11 protein-coding genes are annotated in these 16,085 nt (G+C 53.1%); 10 read left to right on the top strand and 1 reads right to left on the bottom strand.

The genetic code is table 11. From position 1 onward, the window contains the following. Positions 1-951, top strand: a complete 951-nt coding sequence (locus E3U44_RS16125; protein WP_166805107.1) for a type II secretion system F family protein — start codon at positions 1-3, stop codon at positions 949-951. 290 nt (positions 952-1,241) lie between these two features. Next, positions 1,242-4,775 carry an HAD-IC family P-type ATPase gene (locus tag E3U44_RS16120; RefSeq protein ID WP_134359125.1) on the top strand — a complete coding sequence of 1,178 codons (3,534 nt, stop codon included), beginning with the start codon at positions 1,242-1,244 and terminating at the stop codon, positions 4,773-4,775. A 96-nt stretch (positions 4,776-4,871) separates the two neighbouring features. Here the strand turns inward: E3U44_RS16120 and E3U44_RS16115 are convergent, their stop codons facing one another. Beyond that, positions 4,872-6,032, bottom strand: coding sequence for a hypothetical protein (locus E3U44_RS16115; RefSeq protein WP_134359124.1), 1,161 nt, complete (start codon positions 6,030-6,032; stop codon positions 4,872-4,874). A 415-nt stretch (positions 6,033-6,447) separates the two neighbouring features. Here E3U44_RS16115 and E3U44_RS16110 point away from each other — a divergent pair, with 415 nt between their 5' ends. The 8 genes from E3U44_RS16110 to putA all read left to right on the top strand — a co-directional run bounded on the left by E3U44_RS16110 (position 6,448) and on the right by putA (position 15,927). Continuing rightward, positions 6,448-7,365: an arginase gene (locus tag E3U44_RS16110; RefSeq protein ID WP_134359123.1), complete on the top strand. Its 918-nt coding sequence runs from the start codon at positions 6,448-6,450 to the stop codon at positions 7,363-7,365. Beyond that, positions 7,322-8,560 carry an ornithine--oxo-acid transaminase gene (rocD, locus tag E3U44_RS16105; RefSeq protein ID WP_134359122.1) on the top strand — a complete coding sequence of 413 codons (1,239 nt, stop codon included), beginning with the start codon at positions 7,322-7,324 and terminating at the stop codon, positions 8,558-8,560. Before E3U44_RS16110 ends, rocD begins: the two co-directional genes overlap by 44 nt. Beyond that, positions 8,557-10,077 carry an L-piperidine-6-carboxylate dehydrogenase gene (gene amaB / locus E3U44_RS16100; protein ID WP_134359121.1) on the top strand — a complete coding sequence of 507 codons (1,521 nt, stop codon included), beginning with the start codon at positions 8,557-8,559 and terminating at the stop codon, positions 10,075-10,077. Before rocD ends, amaB begins: the two co-directional genes overlap by 4 nt. Before the next feature lie 75 nt (positions 10,078-10,152). Continuing rightward, positions 10,153-10,626, top strand: a complete 474-nt coding sequence (locus E3U44_RS16095; protein ID WP_240761581.1) for an LEA/WHy family protein — start codon at positions 10,153-10,155, stop codon at positions 10,624-10,626. 111 nt (positions 10,627-10,737) lie between these two features. Beyond that, positions 10,738-10,950: a dodecin gene (locus tag E3U44_RS16090; RefSeq protein WP_134359119.1), complete on the top strand. Its 213-nt coding sequence runs from the start codon at positions 10,738-10,740 to the stop codon at positions 10,948-10,950. A gap of 99 nt (positions 10,951-11,049) precedes the next feature. Next, positions 11,050-11,511, top strand: coding sequence for a ferritin-like domain-containing protein (locus tag E3U44_RS16085; protein WP_134359118.1), 462 nt, complete (start codon positions 11,050-11,052; stop codon positions 11,509-11,511). A gap of 59 nt (positions 11,512-11,570) precedes the next feature. Next, positions 11,571-12,578 carry a GTP 3',8-cyclase MoaA gene (gene moaA, locus E3U44_RS16080; RefSeq protein WP_134359117.1) on the top strand — a complete coding sequence of 336 codons (1,008 nt, stop codon included), beginning with the start codon at positions 11,571-11,573 and terminating at the stop codon, positions 12,576-12,578. Between the two features lie 220 nt (positions 12,579-12,798). Then, positions 12,799-15,927, top strand: a complete 3,129-nt coding sequence (putA, locus tag E3U44_RS16075) for a bifunctional proline dehydrogenase/L-glutamate gamma-semialdehyde dehydrogenase PutA (protein ID WP_134359116.1) — start codon at positions 12,799-12,801, stop codon at positions 15,925-15,927. Positions 15,928-16,085: the final 158 nt, after the last annotated feature.

Raw genomic sequence — 16,085 nt, 5'->3', positions numbered from 1 at the left:
ATGGAATATCTTCTGCAAATTTTGAATGAGCCTGGTCAAACCACGTGGTTCTTTGCCATTATCATGGGTGTGGCGACCACTCTTTTTGTGCTGGCCTTATTGTTACTTGCCGCTGGATTGTCTGATCCCATGCGCCGACGGCTGCGTTCCATTGCTAATTCCGGACATCATGATAGGAAAACTTCGGATGCGGTAGCGGAAGCGATAGCGCCTTTATCACCCTATATTTTACCGCGGCAAGAATGGGAACGCTCCAAAACCACGACCAAGCTGGTTCACGCCGGTTACCGCTCAGGTAATGCACTTCCCCTGTTTTATGCTATTAAGTTGCTTTCAGGAATCATTCTGCCGGCGGCTGCGATCTTTTTAACGACAATTTTCTATCCTAAATTTACCACCTTCCAGATTGTTTTCTTGGGCCTATTTTTAAGTTTTATCGGGCTATTATTTCCGAATAGCGTTCTAGAACGATTAATTAAAAAACGTCAGCGCCAGATTTACAACGGTTTCCCCGATGTACTCGATTTGCTGATCACCTGTACCGAGGCCGGTTTGGGGTTGAATGCGGCTTTAAAGCGAGTAGCGGAAGAATGCGCTGTTAGCCATCCCATACTTTCCGGGGAGCTGACTTTAGTGAACATGGAGATCCGGGCGGGGGTAAATCGCGTCGAGGCATTGAAAAATTTTTCCGCGCGAGCGGGGATAGAGGATATCCACAGTTTTGTTGCTTTTCTTTCCCAGAGTCTGCGTTTCGGCACCAGTATCGCGGATACTCTGCGAATTTACTCCGATGAATTCCGGGATAAACGGATGCAAAGGGCTGAGGAAATGGCGGCAAAGATGGGCACCAAAATGATTTTTCCCCTTATCTTCTGCATACTGCCATCCTTTTTTCTGGTGGCTATAGGCCCGGCCATTCTCGGCGTCCTCAAAGCGCTTGGAGTGCGTTAGTCCTATTCTGTTTCTGTTGAACACACATCTTCTTCCTCCTCCATTTCTATAGACTCAGGGTTTTCCAACAGCCTCTAAATTCGGTTCCAATGCTAGATGATTGGCGCGAGCGCATCAGTCTCTCACTGACCCTAAAATTAAGCTAAAGAGGGACAACTCCCCTATAGAGGTGAGAAGGCACCGGGTTTGCGGGGGTCTACTCTTCCCTCTACACTCTATCTCAAAAAATAGACAAGGAATTTCCATTTACAAAAACGGAACCAAAACAGGCAACAACAGAGGATAAGTTCGTGAAGGAGCACCGTAACTGGCACGCCCTGGGAAAAGCGGAAATACTTGACCACCTGGGAAGCAGTTCTGAGGGCCTCTCCCAGGGGGAAGCGGAGCGGCGCTTGGCTGAGGTCGGCCCGAATAAATTACCCGCACCGGAACGGCGCGGCCCTTTGATGCGGTTTCTGGCTCAATTCAATAACCTGCTGATTTATGTCTTGATCGGAGCCGCAGTACTCACTGCCTTTCTCCAACATTGGGTTGATACTTGGGTCATCCTTGGAGTGGTTTTTGTCAACGCCATTATTGGCTTTATTCAGGAAGGCAAGGCGGAAAAATCCCTGGAAGCCATCCGGGGTATGCTTTCTCCCTCTGCCTCTGTTGTCCGGAATGGCCAGCGTTACAATATCGCCGCTGAGGAGCTGGTGCCGGGTGATGTTGTGCTTCTTGAAGCCGGCGATAAAGTACCAGCGGATCTGCGCTTGTTGCAGGTGAAAGGCTTGCGAATTCAAGAAGCGGTGCTTACCGGGGAATCAGTGGCGGTGGATAAGGTCACCCACCCGGTGGAGGTGCGGGCGGATCTCGGCGACCGCCTTTCTATGGCCTACTCCGGCACCCTCGTTGCGGCCGGCCAGGCGAGAGGGATTGTCGTCAAGACCGGTGCCCGTACCGAGATTGGGCGAATCAGCGGCATGATTTCTGAGGTGGAGGAACTCACCACACCCCTACTTCAACAGATGGACCACTTCGCCCGTGTTCTTACAATAGTCATCCTCGGTGTCTCCGCTATAGTTTTCCTTTACGGCTATCTAGGGCTAGGGCAGGAGTTAGCCGCTACCTTTATGACCGTGGTCGGCCTTGCCGTCGCGGCAATTCCGGAAGGGTTGCCCGCCATTCTGACGGTGACGCTTGCCATCGGCGTCCAGAAGATGGCGGCCCGCAACGCCATCATTCGACGCTTACCCGCTGTGGAAACGCTAGGCTCCGTTTCCGTCATATGCTCCGATAAAACAGGCACGCTAACCCGCAATGAGATGACGGTGCGTTCTGTCATTACGGCGGGCAAGCTATTCTCGGTAAGCGGTACCGGCTATGAACCCTATGCCGGCGGGTTCAGCCTTGACGGTCAGGAGGTTGCAGCGGATGACTATTCAGAACTCATCGAAATGCTACGCGCCGGTTTACTATGCAACGATTCCAGCCTGCGACATCATCGTGATCAATGGCAAGTAAGCGGCGATCCCATGGAAGGGGCCCTGTTGGTTGCCGCCGTCAAAGCCGGTTTTGAGACAGAATCCGAATTGAAATATTACCCGCGTACCGATGTCATTCCCTTCGATTCGGAACATCGTTTCATGGGCTCCCTGCACCACGACCACGAAGGTCACGGCTATATCTTTATCAAAGGCGCTCCCGAGCGAGTGCTCGATATGTGCAGCCGGCAACGGGAAAGCAGCGGCGAAGAAGCGCCCCTTAATCGGGCCTATTGGGAGGAGCAGATTCAAACCATCGCCGAACAGGGGGAGCGGGTGCTGGCGGTTGCTACCCGCCCGGTGGCCGCTGAGCATTCCGAGCTTAACTTTGCCGATGTCGAAGAAGGATTGGTGCTGCTGGGTCTGTTTGGGTTTATAGATCCGCCACGGGAAGAGGCTATCGCCGCGATTCGAGAATGCCGCTCGGCCGGCATCCGGGTCAAGATGATTACCGGGGACCATGCCGCGACCGCCCGGGCGATTGCTCGACAGCTAGGGTTGGAGAATGTGGACGAAGTGTTCACGGGGCGCGAATTGGACCGCCTTACCGAAGCGTCGGTGGTGACCGCCCAAGCAATTACCCAGCAGCTTGAACGGCGGGATATAGACGAGGCTACCGCCGAGCGCGAACTCGAACGGCTCGCCGATGAGGCCCTGGTGGAAGAGACGGAGTTGGTGAAGGTGGCTTCGCGCGTTGACGTCTTTGCCCGTACTACGCCTGAGCATAAATTGCGCCTGGTGCAGGCCTTGCAAGCGAAGGAGGAAGTCGTGGCTATGACCGGCGACGGCGTCAATGATGCGCCGGCGCTGAAACGGGCCGATGTAGGCGTCGCCATGGGACGTCAAGGAACGGAAGCGGCCAAAGAGGCTGCCGAGATGGTGCTGGCTGACGACAATTTCGTATCCATCGAGCGGGCGGTACTCGAAGGCCGCACGGTCTATGATAATCTAAAGAAGGCGATATTATTTCTATTGCCCGTCAATGGGGGCGAATCCCTCACTATCCTCGCCGCACTCGTCATGGGGTTAACTTTACCTATTACTCCCCTTCAAATTCTCTGGGTTAACATGGTTAGCTCCGTGGCGCTGGCCATGGCCCTCGCCTTTGAACCTCCCGAACCCGATGTGATGCACCGCCGGCCGCGAGGGCGTGATGAGCCGCTCTTATCCGGATTTTTACTCTGGCGCATCGGCTTTGTCTCCTTCCTTTTTCTCGTCGGGATCTTCGGTTTTTTTGCCTGGACTCGACAACAGGGCGCCTCCTTGGAAGAAGCGCGAACCTACGCCGTTAATACCCTTGTGGTAATGGAGGTTTTCTATCTCTTCAGTGCTCGCTACCTTGGAGCGAGTTCACTGAGTTGGCGGGGACTTAAAGCCACATGGGCGGTATTCATCGCTGTGATTACCGTCGGTTTCTTACAGCTTATCTTCACCTATGCACCGTTTATGGAGCGCTTTTTTGATACCCGCCCCATCGATATCGTCCATGGAATCGAAATCCTTGCTATCGGTGTCTTACTCTTTATGGTGCTAGAGGTGGAAAAATGGCTTCGTCGCCGCTGGGTCGGCGCACCCGCCCGGGAAGAAGTGAAACCTGCGGTGCCTCCCCTGCCTCTTCCCCAGCGCAAGCACGCCGAACGCAAACGGATCTGGACCCCTGCAACCCTCCTGCTGGTGGCATTCCTCCTTTTATGGCCCGCCATTGGCATTTGGTTGCATTTAGATCATCTCCAGCGCCTGGACACTAAATTTGGCGCGCTAACCGAACGCCTAGACGAGATAACCGGAGCTAAAAGCGGATTGAATACCCAAGTCGCTCAAATGAGCGAACAATTGGAATCCTTGCAAGAAACCTTGGCTCAGTCTGAGCAACGATGGCACAATCTCCGCCGCGGTCAGCAAACCCTCATCCAGGAAACAGCGAGCCTGCGCGCCGGGGTGGAGGCGCTAGCAAATCGAGTGAATAAAATGGAGGAAAGAACGCTTGCTCTGCTACCCGCCGACCTTCATGATGCTAACTGGCTGTTAGCCCAGCCTGCCGATCACTATACGCTGCAATTACTCACCGCCACTGATGAAACATGGTTCTTTGAGTTTGTTCAGCGCTATCCTCTTCCTTCCGACTCTGCCTATTTTCGCTTCATCGAGAGGGAGCAGTATCGATATACGTTAGTGAGCGGCGTTTATGAGAGTGTCAGCGCCGCCCGCCAAGCGCTGACAGAACTCCCGCAACCTTGGCAAAGGTATAATCCTTGGATTCGTCAAATAGGCCGTATTCATCAGGAAATTCAAGCCCAATAAGCTTAGCCAGGCAGTTGGGGGCAATCGCCTTAGAAGCGATTTCTTCCCCCCTAGACCAAGCAATTATTTCAACATTAACCTAAGCGGGAAATTCTTCTAGGCGACCGAAGTCCTGATCACATGGGCTGCTTGCGCGGGAAGAAAATAATGATAGTAGGGCGCTGAATGGAGAGGATTATTCTGTTCATAGGTTAAGCCATAAAGGGCAAAATATTCTTTCGCTAAGAGAGCCGGCATCTCGCGCCGTGAAACCAACTCCAATAGCTTGCCGTTTTCAATGCTGCGCTCAAGACTGGGATCAATAGCGGCAAGTTCTTGTTTGATCTTTGAGGCTACTTTGACATGACGTTCGGGTTGGACAAAGACTTGCAATAGCAATCCTGCCGTATAATGGCCAGTCGCTTCCCTGGAATCTATACCCGCTTTTTTCAGGGCCTGGATAAGGGTTTCCAAACTCACCGCCTGGCGCTCATCTGAGCCTTGTCGACTGGCCCGTAGCGCCAAGTGATGAGCCGTAAAACCATAAACCCGATTCCAGTGCTGGATGATTTGGGCCGGTGCCTCGGCATCGGATTGATCTAAAAATATCCGCAGCACCTGGCCATTCGTCAGCATTTTGTATAACGGATAGGCATCCCAGCCGTCCGGAAATTGATAGGCGGCTTCTTCTGGAACCTGGCTTGGCAGATAACCGTGTATTGTTTGTAATAGTTGCGCCACTCTCTCCGCATCTTGGGTTGCTCCCGAGCCGCAACGGATAGCCACATGGTCAAAATGCACAGTCCAGCCTTGCTCCTCGGCAATGCCCAGCAAGGCAAGATCGGCCCGGCTATTGAGTAGGGATTCCACCGCCTTGACGGCCACATAAATATCGAAATTTTGCACGAAACGGGCAATGCGTTGGGCATGGGTGTCTGCTAAGGTGGCCTGTGCCTGTTCGAGTAAATCCGCTAACAAGGAGCGGGCCGGTGGGCTGATAGTCATCCCAGGCAGGTCTCCCTCTAAGGGCATGGCCTTACTGGCTTGATGGTAAGCAGTCAGCAAATCGTCCATGGTGAGGACATGCTGAAAGTAGGGCAGAGCCGAGACCAATTGGGGTGGCCCTTGGAAGGGAGTGAGATTAAGGCTGGCAAAATTTCCATCGGGTCGGGGGGCCCGCACCCGGCAAGGATTATCGGGATCGGGAGCTAATTGAGGGGCCTCCTCAAGTAATGTAGTGACCAGATCTTTTGCAAAGAGGGTATAGGGATCTCCCATTTCCAAGTCCTCAAGGTAGATATTCCCTTTACTTTTTGACTTTAGGAGCCACCGGGCGTTCCCATAACTTGGAGTAAGTCTCCCAGAGAAATTTTTGAGGAGTTGATTTCTCTGGGCGCTCATCCCCGCCGGTATAGGCCTTTTCCTGCGCACGGCGCACGCTACTTGTCGACTTCTCGGAGCGTGAGCAAAGCGGAACTGACCGCATTTTTCTCAAAATTTTTGCCGAGTTACTTACCCGAACAAAAGCAGCGTTTAGAGGGTCCAATGGGATGAGTAAGGTATTAACCGGGATAATTCATGAGATCACCACAAAGGCACTAAGAGCACAAAGAAATCAATTTTGTGTCTTGGTGGTGAAAAATCCAGATTAAGCGCAGGGAGATCTGCATCAAGATGGAAAAAGGTGGGAGCCATGAAGAGTGTTTCTATTATCGGTGCCGCAAGCGGTTGGGGCGCCAAGGACCGCCGCTGCGAGGCGGGTCCCGAGTCTCTTCGTCAGCAAGGCCTAGTCCCTCATCTGCGCCAGCAAGGCGTGCCAGCCTCCTGGGAACTCACGGTACGACCTCCGGCGAACCATGAGAATGCGCTGACTGCCGTCCAGGCGCTTTCGATGACGTTAAGCCAGGCGACCGGTAATGCGGTAGCTAAAGGTGAATCCTTCGCCGTTTTGGGAGGCGACCACTCCTGCGCCATCGGTACCTGGAGTGGTGTTTCCCAGGTGGGGGGACCCCTGGGGTTGATTTGGATAGATGCCCACATGGACTGTCACCTGCCGGAAACCAGCCCTAGTGGTGCGCTTCATGGAATGCCCCTGGCTTGTCTTCTAGGCTTAGGCGATCCCCGGCTAACGGCTATTGGCGGCCAGGGGCCCAAGTTCTTGCCAGAGCATGTGGTGCTTATCGGTATACGCAGCTTTGAGCCGGAGGAGTATTTATTGCTGCAACAGCTAGGGGTGAAGGTCTTTTTTATGGATGAGGTGCGCCGCCGTGGCCTTAAAAAAGTATTTCAGGATGCCTTGGAGCGGGTACGGAACCGGACTGCAGGATTTGGAGTAAGCATTGATCTCGACGCTATCGATCCTCACGAAGCACCGGCTGTGGGTACTCCGGTTCTAGGGGGAATCCCCAAGGGGGAATTAATCGCCCTGTTGAGACAGATCCAGGGAGAGCCCCGCTTTAGGGGAGTGGAGATTGCCGAATATAACCCCTTCCTGGATAAGGGATACCTGACGGCCGGCCTTATTGGTGAGTTGCTGTGCTCACTATTTACGCCACAGAGGTTTGCCCATGAACCCTATCATCGAATTGGAAAATCAGTACTCAGCGCATAATTACCATCCGCTGCCGGTGGTATTGACCCGGGGCGAAGGAGTCTATCTCTGGGATACGGAAGGAAAACGTTACCTGGACATGATGAGTGCCTATTCCGCAGTGGGTCATGGCCATGCCGATCCCCGCCTTGTCCAGGCTCTCGTCCACCAGGCCCAGCGCTTGACCCTGACTTCCCGGGCCTTTTATACCGATCGCCTAGGGCCGTTGCTAAAGTATGCCTGCGAGTTGAGTGGGCAAGACCGGGCTCTCCCCATGAACACCGGCGCAGAGGCCGTGGAAACCGCGCTTAAAGCAGCCCGCAAGTGGGCCTATCAAGTTAAAAGAGTCCCGGCAGGGCAGGCGGAAATCCTCGCCTGTGAGGGGAATTTCCATGGACGTACCATCGCCATTGTGGGCCTTTCCTCTGAAGCCCAGTACCGAGAAGGCTTTGGCCCTTTTCCTGCGGGTCTAAAATGTATTCCCTACAATAACTTGGAAGCCTTGGAGGCAGCAATAACGCCCCATACCGCCGCTTTTCTGGTAGAGCCGATTCAAGGTGAAGGGGGTATTATTATCCCGGATAAGGGTTATCTCCGGGGATGTGCCGAGATCTGCCGCCGTCATCATGTGCTGCTCATCTGTGATGAAGTTCAGACCGGGTTGGGACGCACCGGTAAATTGTTTGCCTGCCAGCATGAAGGAGTCCAACCGGATGGCCTCATTCTCGGCAAGGCCCTGGGTGGGGGGCTATTACCCCTCTCTTTATTCCTGGCCCGGGAGGAAGTCATGGGGGTTTTTCAGCCCGGAGATCACGGCAGTACCTTTGGGGGTAATCCCTTAGCTTGTGCGGTAGCTTTGAAAGCTCTCAAGATCCTGGTTGAAGATCGCTTGCCGGAACGTTCGGCTGAACTGGGAGAGGACTTATTACAACAGCTTCACCGGCTGCAAAGTCCCCTGATTCGCGAGATCCGGGGTCGAGGCCTGTTTATTGGCATTGAAGTTGATCCGCAACGGGTGACGGCGCGAGCCGTTTGCGAAGCCTTGATGGAACGGGGGCTATTAAGCAAAGAAACCCATGATGTGGTGGTCCGTTTAGCACCACCGCTCACTATTGCCCGGGAGCAAATCCATTGGGCGGTGGAGTGTATTATCCGGACCTTTCAAGAGCTGGAAGAAAACTATCCGGCTTCCACAACAAAGGTAAGTTCACAATGAAATTACTTAAGGATCTAGGCCTAGAAGATTTCAATCCAGGAGTTTGTTGGGGACCGGGATGTTGGTCTGGAAAGGAGACCAAGCGGGGAATTGATTCCATCAATCCGGCGACTGGGCAGCGGATCGCCAGTGTCGGGGGAGCGACCTCCTCCAATATGGAAACCCTGATTAACACCTCCCAGGAGAGCTTCATAACCTGGCGTACCGTCCCCGCTCCGGTACGGGGGGAGTTGGTGCGTCGGTTGGGGGAGTCCCTGCGGGCCCATAAGGATCTGTTGGGTAGCCTGGTGAGCTTGGAGACTGGCAAGATCAAGGAAGAAGGGGATGGGGAAGTGCAGGAAATGATTGATATGGCGGATTTCGCCGTGGGCCAGTCGCGGATGCTCTATGGCAAGACGATGCACTCGGAACGTTTCCGCCACCGCATGTATGAACAATGGCACCCCTTAGGGGTGGTTGGCTTGATTACTGCTTTTAATTTCCCGGTCGCAGTGTGGGCTTGGAATGCTCTGATTGCCGCCATCTGTGGCAATACGGTGATTTGGAAGCCTTCACCCAAGGTGCCTTTAACGGCAGTGGCGGTGCAGCACCTTTGCAACCAAGTGATGGAAGAGGTCGGTTATCCAGGGGTGTTTAACCTTTTGGTCACCGATGATAATCAACTTGCCGAGAGTTTGGTGCAAGATTCACGGCTTCCCTTGATCTCCTTCACTGGCTCAACCGAGGTCGGGCGGCGAGTGGGTGAGTTGGTGGCCTCACGGTTGGGACGGAGCCTGCTGGAACTCTCTGGCAATAATGCAGTGATTGTGGATGAAACGGCTGATCTTAATTTAGCCGTGCCGGCGGTGGTCTTTGGGGCGGTAGGCACGGCGGGGCAACGTTGCACCACCACGCGGCGTCTTATCGTTCACCAAAGCCGCTATGAGGAATTAATTTCTCGGCTCGTTCATGTTTACCCCCAGCTTCCCATTGGGGATCCCCTCGATAAAAAGACCTTAGTGGGGCCCCTGATTGATAGGGGGGCCGTGGCCCGATTTAACCATGCCATTGAAGCGCTTAAGCACCAGGGAGCTGAGATTCTCTACGGCGGCCAGGTGCTCCAGAGAACTGGATATTTTGTCGAGCCTACCTTAGTCCGGGCTGAGAATCATTGGGAGATTGTGCAGCAGGAGACCTTTGCGCCCATCCTCTATTTGATCCCCTTTAAAACCCTGGATGAGGCCATTGAACTTAACAATGCTGTCCCCCAAGGATTTTCCTCCTCCTTGTTTACCAATAATCTCCGGCATGCAGAACAGTTTCTTTCCCACTGTGGCAGCGATTGTGGTATCGCCAATATTAATATTGGGACCTCAGGGGCTGAAATTGGGGGGGCTTTTGGGGGCGAAAAGGAAACCGGCGGGGGCCGGGAGGCAGGCTCTGATGCTTGGCGAAACTACATGCGGCGGCAGACCAATACCCTCAATTGGGGCACGGAATTGCCTTTGGCCCAAGGGATTCGCTTCGATATCTCTTAATGGTTAGGAAGTAGGTTGCCAAAAATTAATTTCATTAAAACAATTTTAGACCCCAGGTGGGGAGTACTTGCTCTTTTGAGTTTAGCGTTGATGGCCTGTGCCACCCTTCCAAACTATGAACGACCACGGGTCTATCTCACTCATCTCCAGTTCCAAGAAGCGAGCATGCTGGCGCAGACTTTTTTACTGCGCTTACGCATCGATAATCCCAATGATACCGCCCTGCCCATTAATGGGATTGATATAGAACTTATTTTGAATGGACATTCCCTTGCCCAGGGGTTAAGTAACCAATTCCTTGCCGTACCTCGTTTTGGCAGTGCTGAGGTGGAGGTGCGGGCGACAACCACCCTTATCAGCCTACTTCAACAGGTTCTCTTCCTTCAAGGCCAAGAGAAGCTGAGTTACAAAATCGCTGGACGATTACACCTGGCCCGCACCTTAGGCTTTGGGCAGTCCGATTTTCCTTTTCAAGAGAAAGGGGTGTTGGATTTAGCCACGCTCCAGAAGAGAAGCACAAGGTTGAATGCGGTGCCGGGCGGACGTTAAATTTGGCAGAATGGCTGGCTATTGCCTACCCTATCAGGGGGGGCAAGTCTAAACTGATGACGGTGCCCTAGGTGAACGCCTAGATATTCATAAAGTAAGGGGGAAATTTCTATGTCAGATCATGTCTATAAAAAGATAGAGTTGACCGGGAGCTCTACCCAAAGTATCGAGGATGCCGTACAACAGGCGCTAAATAAAGCTTCGAAAACCCTTCATAACCTACGTTGGTTTGAGTTGGCCGAGACCCGGGGTGAGATTGATGATAAGGGGCAGATCAAGCATTGGCAGGTGAGCTTGAAGGTAGGGTTCAGAATTGACGGGTAATTTGGATCTTATCGACCTTGGAGGCAAGGAGCATCGAGGAGTCAGTGAGCATTTGAGAGACGGACCGAAGCGAGACAAGGGCAATTAGCGAGGCTCGTTATGAGTAACGAAAATATTGATACTGAGGCGGTTATCGCCAAGCTCAATCAGATCCTGGAGATGGAGCTAGCGGGAGTGGTGCGTTATACCCATTACTCGTTTATGGTTTTTGGCTATAGCCGGATACCTATTGTCTCCTGGTTGCGCAAAGAAGCGGAAGAGGGCCTTGCCCATGCCCATGAAGCAGGGGAAATAATTACCCATCTTGGTGGTCATCCTTCCCTGGGGATTGGTCCCTTGTTGGAGACTCACAATCATGATATTGGGGCTATTTTGAGAGAATCCCTAGAGCATGAAAAGGCTACCCTCAAGGTCTATTTTGAATTGTTGAGTTTGGTAAAAGATCGTTCAGTTTTTCTTGAAGAATATGCACGGCGATTGATCTCAGAGGAGGAGATCCATCAAGGTGAGATTAATAAGATGTTACGAAAGCCTGGAGAGGTAGGCGTGTTTTCTCCCTAACCTATCTCAAAAATTTTACTTTTCCTCACTAAACGGCTTTGAGTTAAGGAAGCAAGCCCTTGGCAGTTGTCGATACCTTCCATCGTCCTTTACGGGATTTGCGGGTCTCTGTGACTGACCGCTGTAACTTTCGCTGTCCTTATTGCATGCCCAAGGAGATCTATGGTCGAAAGTGGGCCTTTTTGCCCCGTAATGAGTTACTGACTTTTGAAGAAATAAGCCGTCTGGTGCGGATCTTTGCCTCTCTCGGTGTTGAGAAAGTTCGGCTTACAGGGGGCGAGCCTTTGCTCCGCCAGGAATTAGAGCAGTTGATCCGGATGCTGGCGTCCATTGAGGAGCTACAAGACCTGACTCTGACGACCAATGGCTCTTTGCTAGCTTCTCGAGCAGAGAGGCTGAAGGAGGCCGGTCTAAAGCGGGTGACGATAAGTCTGGACTCCTTAGATGAAACCACTTTTATGGCCATGAATGATGTTAAATTTCCTCTAGCCCAGGTGTTAGAGGGGATCGAGGCGGCCACCAAAGCCGGGCTCATGCCGATCAAAGTCAATATGGTTGTTAAACGGGGCGTGAATGATCAGGATATTGTGCCTATGGCCCGCTATTTTCGGCATAGTGGGCATACTGTCCGTTTTATTGAATACATGGATGTGGGTCACACGAATGATTGGCGCTGGGAAGAAGTTGTCTCTGCCCAAGAGATAATTGACCAAATCGGTGCCCACTGGCCCCTAGAACGGATCGCTTCCCCTTATCCTGAAGAGGTGGCTACCCGTTACCGCTATGGTGATGGCGGGGGAGAAATTGGGATCATTGCCTCGGTAACCCAGCCCTTTTGCCGGGACTGTACCCGGGCCCGGCTTGCTGCCGATGGCCAGCTTTATACCTGCTTGTTTGGGAGCCGCAGCTATGATCTGCGGCGGCGGCTGCGCAATGGTTGTTCCGATGCGGATCTTGCGGCTTTCCTCAAGCTCATCTGGTGGCGCCGCAATGACCGCTATTCAGAGTTACGCAGTGCAGCAACCGTTTCTTTCGATAAGGTCGAAATGTCACGCATTGGAGGCTGAAAGCCTCCGATCTCTATTTCATCTCTAGCCGTTAAGAACCCCTTTCCTGAACTATATTTACAGAGAAGCTGCGGGGAAACCTTACTTGCAGCGAAGGGCAAATCAAGCCTGAAAGAGAGTTCCACGATTAAGCGCTAAATTTTTGATGGGTACGGCGCTAATACGCCTTAATCCATCCTACTTAATTAAATGGGAACCCTTATAAAAAGCGAGGAAGCTCATGATTTCTGGTATTGAATTACCCTCCCCAAGCTCGCCCCGGGCGGCTATCAGCGCGGCCTATCTCGCCGATGAAACCGTCTGGATTCAGTCCCTATTGCGTGAGGCGGAGTTGGACCAGGAGGCCAGTGAGCGAGTGAAGCAGCGGGCAAGTCAATGGGTGCAGTTAGTGCGCGAGAGGCGTCATCGCCATGGAGGATTAGATGCTTTTCTCCATGAATATGACCTCTCCACCGAGGAAGGGGTCGTACTTATGTGCTTGGCCGAGGCCCTATTGCGGATCCCCGATGATGAGAATGCGGACCGGCTTATCCATGACAAACTCACCAAGGGCGAGTGGAGCAAGCATCTTGGACATAGCCATTCGCTCTTTGTCAATGCCTCTACCTGGGGGTTGATGCTAACTGGGCGTCTGGTGCGTTTGGAAACGCGCTTGCTTGATGATGGCAGGGGCGTTCTTAAACGTTTGGTGAAGCGTGGAGGGGAATCCTTAGTGCGGTTAGCCCTCCGGCAAGCCATGCGCATTATTAGTGGCCAATTCATTATCGCGCCTACCATTGAGGACGCCCTGACGCAGCGTCGGGGGAATGAACGCTACTCCTTTGATATGTTGGGTGAAGTTGCCCTCACTCAAGCCCGTGTTGAGCAATATTATCGTGCCTATCGGCATGGAATTGCCGCCCTGACTCAGGTAGGACAAGATCAACAGGGCCGGGAGTCGGTAGGAATTTCTGTCAAGCTTTCGGCGCTACACCCCCGTTATACTTTTTCCCAACGAAAAAGGGTGCAAGCGGAGTTGGTACCTCGGGTGTTGTCGTTAGCCCGTGAAGCTTGTGCTGCCGGCGTCGGGTTAACCTTGGATGCGGAAGAGAGTGATCGTTTGGAATTGATGCTAGATGTCTTTGAAGCTGTATTCCGCGATCCCTCCCTAAAGAAATGGGAAGGCTTCGGTCTGGCGCTACAAGCTTACCAAAAGCGGGCAGTACCAGCCTTGGAGTATTTGCTGGATCTCGCCCGAAAGGAAGGTCGGCGTATTCCGGTGCGTTTGGTCAAAGGCGCCTACTGGGATACGGAGATCAAGCGCGCCCAGGAACAGGGATTACCAGGCTACCCGGTTTTTACCCGAAAGGCCAATACAGATATTTCTTTCCTTGCTCTGGCCCGCCGACTGCTCAATGCCCGCGATGCCTTATATCCTCAATTGGCCTCCCATAATGCCCATACTGTGGCCTGGGTATTGGAGGTGGCGGGGGAGCAGCAAGGTTTCGAATTTCAGCGCTTACATGGCATGGGAGAACTCCTTTATAACGCCTTGCGAGAACAAGGAATTCAGGTTCCTTGCCGAGTTTATGCCCCCGTGGGAGGTTATAAAGACCTTTTACCTTACCTGGTGCGGCGGCTGCTGGAAAATGGCGCTAATACCTCTTTTGTCAACCGGATTGAGGATGAAAAAGTACCCCTTGAGCAGATGGTGGCCGATCCGGCTAAGCACGTTCGTACCCTGTCCTCTATACCCCACCCCCGGATTCCCTTGCCACCTCATCTTTATGGAAGATTCCGGCGTAATTCTCTGGGAATTAATCTAAATGATCCGACCACCCTGGATCGCTTAATGGCTGAACTTGCCTCTGCCATGGGGCGGCAAAGGCAGGCGTCGCCTCTTATCAGTGGCGAGGCGAGAGAGGGCAATGGGCGAGTGGTGCGAGATCCTAGTGATCGGCGGCGAGTAGTGGGGACGGTGATTGAAGCCGATCACAAAGCTACTACTGAAGCCTTGGCTGAAGCCACCTCCGTTGCCCCTGGCTGGGATGCCACCTCTGTTCTCGGGCGGGCCGAGTGCTTGGAACAGGCGGCTAATTTACTTGAGGAGCGCCAAGTTGAGCTGATGGCCTTGTGTATTCGCGAAGGGGGCAGGAGTATTCCCGACTCCCTCTCTGAAGTGCGAGAGGCGGTGGATGCGTGTCGTTATTATGCTGCTGAGGCCCGTCGGCACTTTGCTATACCCAAGAGATTACCAGGGCCCACGGGTGAATATAATGAGTTAGCCCTTCATGGGCGCGGTGTATTTGTTTGTATCAGTCCTTGGAATTTTCCTCTGGCCATTTTCACCGGCCAGGTGGCGGCTGCATTGGCGGCGGGAAATACAGTGATTGCCAAACCTGCTGAGCAGACCTCCCTAATCGCAGCGTTGGTGATCCAATGGTTACATGAGGCGGGTGTTCCATCCCGGGTTTTACACCTCCTGCCAGGGGAAGGTCCGGCAGTAGGCCAGGCTTTAGTGGCCGATCCCCGGGTTAGTGGCGTTGCCTTTACGGGTTCAACCGAGACTGCCCATGCCATTAACCGGATATTGGCGGAGCGTGAGGGGCCCATAGTGCCGCTCATTGCCGAGACCGGCGGCCAGAATGCCATGATCGTGGACAGCTCCGCCTTGCCGGAACAGGTGGTGGTGGATGTCATGAGTTCAGCCTTCAATAGTGCCGGTCAACGCTGTTCGGCCTTGCGGGTGTTGTTTCTCCAAGAAGAGGTGGCCGATCTTATATTAGAAATGCTGATGGGCGCCATGGAGGAGCTAAGAATAGGTGATCCGGGACGGATTGAAACCGATATAGGTCCTCTCATCGATGAGCAAGCCAAAGCACGCCTCGAAGCCCACTGCCAACGAATGGACCAGGAAGCGCGCTTGCTTTACCGCTTATCGTTGCCTGAAGATACTCCAAAGGGTTGTTTCTTTGCGCCTCGGATCTATGAACTGGAGAGTTTGACCCAACTGACGGGTGAGGTTTTTGGCCCTATTTTGCATGTTATCCGCTATTCATCCCAGCAGCTCAATGAAGTGATTGATTCCATTAACCGGACCGGATATGGCTTAACCCTGGGAATTCATAGCCGAGTGGATGAAACGGTTCGTTATATCCAAAACCGAGTTCAAGTGGGCAACGTTTATGTCAATCGCAATATGATCGGTGCCGTAGTAGGCGTGCAACCCTTTGGGGGAGAGGGCCTTTCGGGGACGGGGCCTAAGGCCGGTGGCCCCCATTATCTATTGCGCTTTGCCACTGAGCGCTCGACGAGTATTAATACGGCGGCGGTGGGAGGAAATACCGATCTTTTGTCCCTGCGGGAGTAAGAGAGGGTTGATTGAGCCGAATTTAAGTGAAAAATCTCCTCTCGGGGTGGTTCTGGCGCGATCGTTGAGTCGTCGCCTAACTAATTCTCTAAGTTCGTCCTGAACTTTTCGAATGAGTTGGTTGGCTCAACCAGCCTCAGCCCTTTGGGGCTACGTTT

Source organism: Nitrosococcus wardiae, assembly GCF_004421105.1.
Classification (GTDB): Bacteria; Pseudomonadota; Gammaproteobacteria; order Nitrosococcales; family Nitrosococcaceae; genus Nitrosococcus; species Nitrosococcus wardiae.
Note: the sequence above shows the minus strand (reverse complement) of the source record. Positions and strands in the feature narration are given on the sequence as shown.

Coding starts and splice junctions, on each gene's coding strand:
- E3U44_RS16125 (WP_166805107.1), top strand. CDS start 1: ATGGAATATCTTCTGCAAATTTTGAATGAGCCTGGTCAAACCACGTGG.
- E3U44_RS16115 (WP_134359124.1), bottom strand. CDS start 6,032: ATGGGAGATCCCTATACCCTCTTTGCAAAAGATCTGGTCACTACATTA.
- E3U44_RS16110 (WP_134359123.1), top strand. CDS start 6,448: ATGAAGAGTGTTTCTATTATCGGTGCCGCAAGCGGTTGGGGCGCCAAG.
- rocD (WP_134359122.1), top strand. CDS start 7,322: ATGAACCCTATCATCGAATTGGAAAATCAGTACTCAGCGCATAATTAC.
- amaB (WP_134359121.1), top strand. CDS start 8,557: ATGAAATTACTTAAGGATCTAGGCCTAGAAGATTTCAATCCAGGAGTT.
- E3U44_RS16090 (WP_134359119.1), top strand. CDS start 10,738: ATGTCAGATCATGTCTATAAAAAGATAGAGTTGACCGGGAGCTCTACC.
- E3U44_RS16085 (WP_134359118.1), top strand. CDS start 11,050: ATGAGTAACGAAAATATTGATACTGAGGCGGTTATCGCCAAGCTCAAT.
- putA (WP_134359116.1), top strand. CDS start 12,799: ATGATTTCTGGTATTGAATTACCCTCCCCAAGCTCGCCCCGGGCGGCT.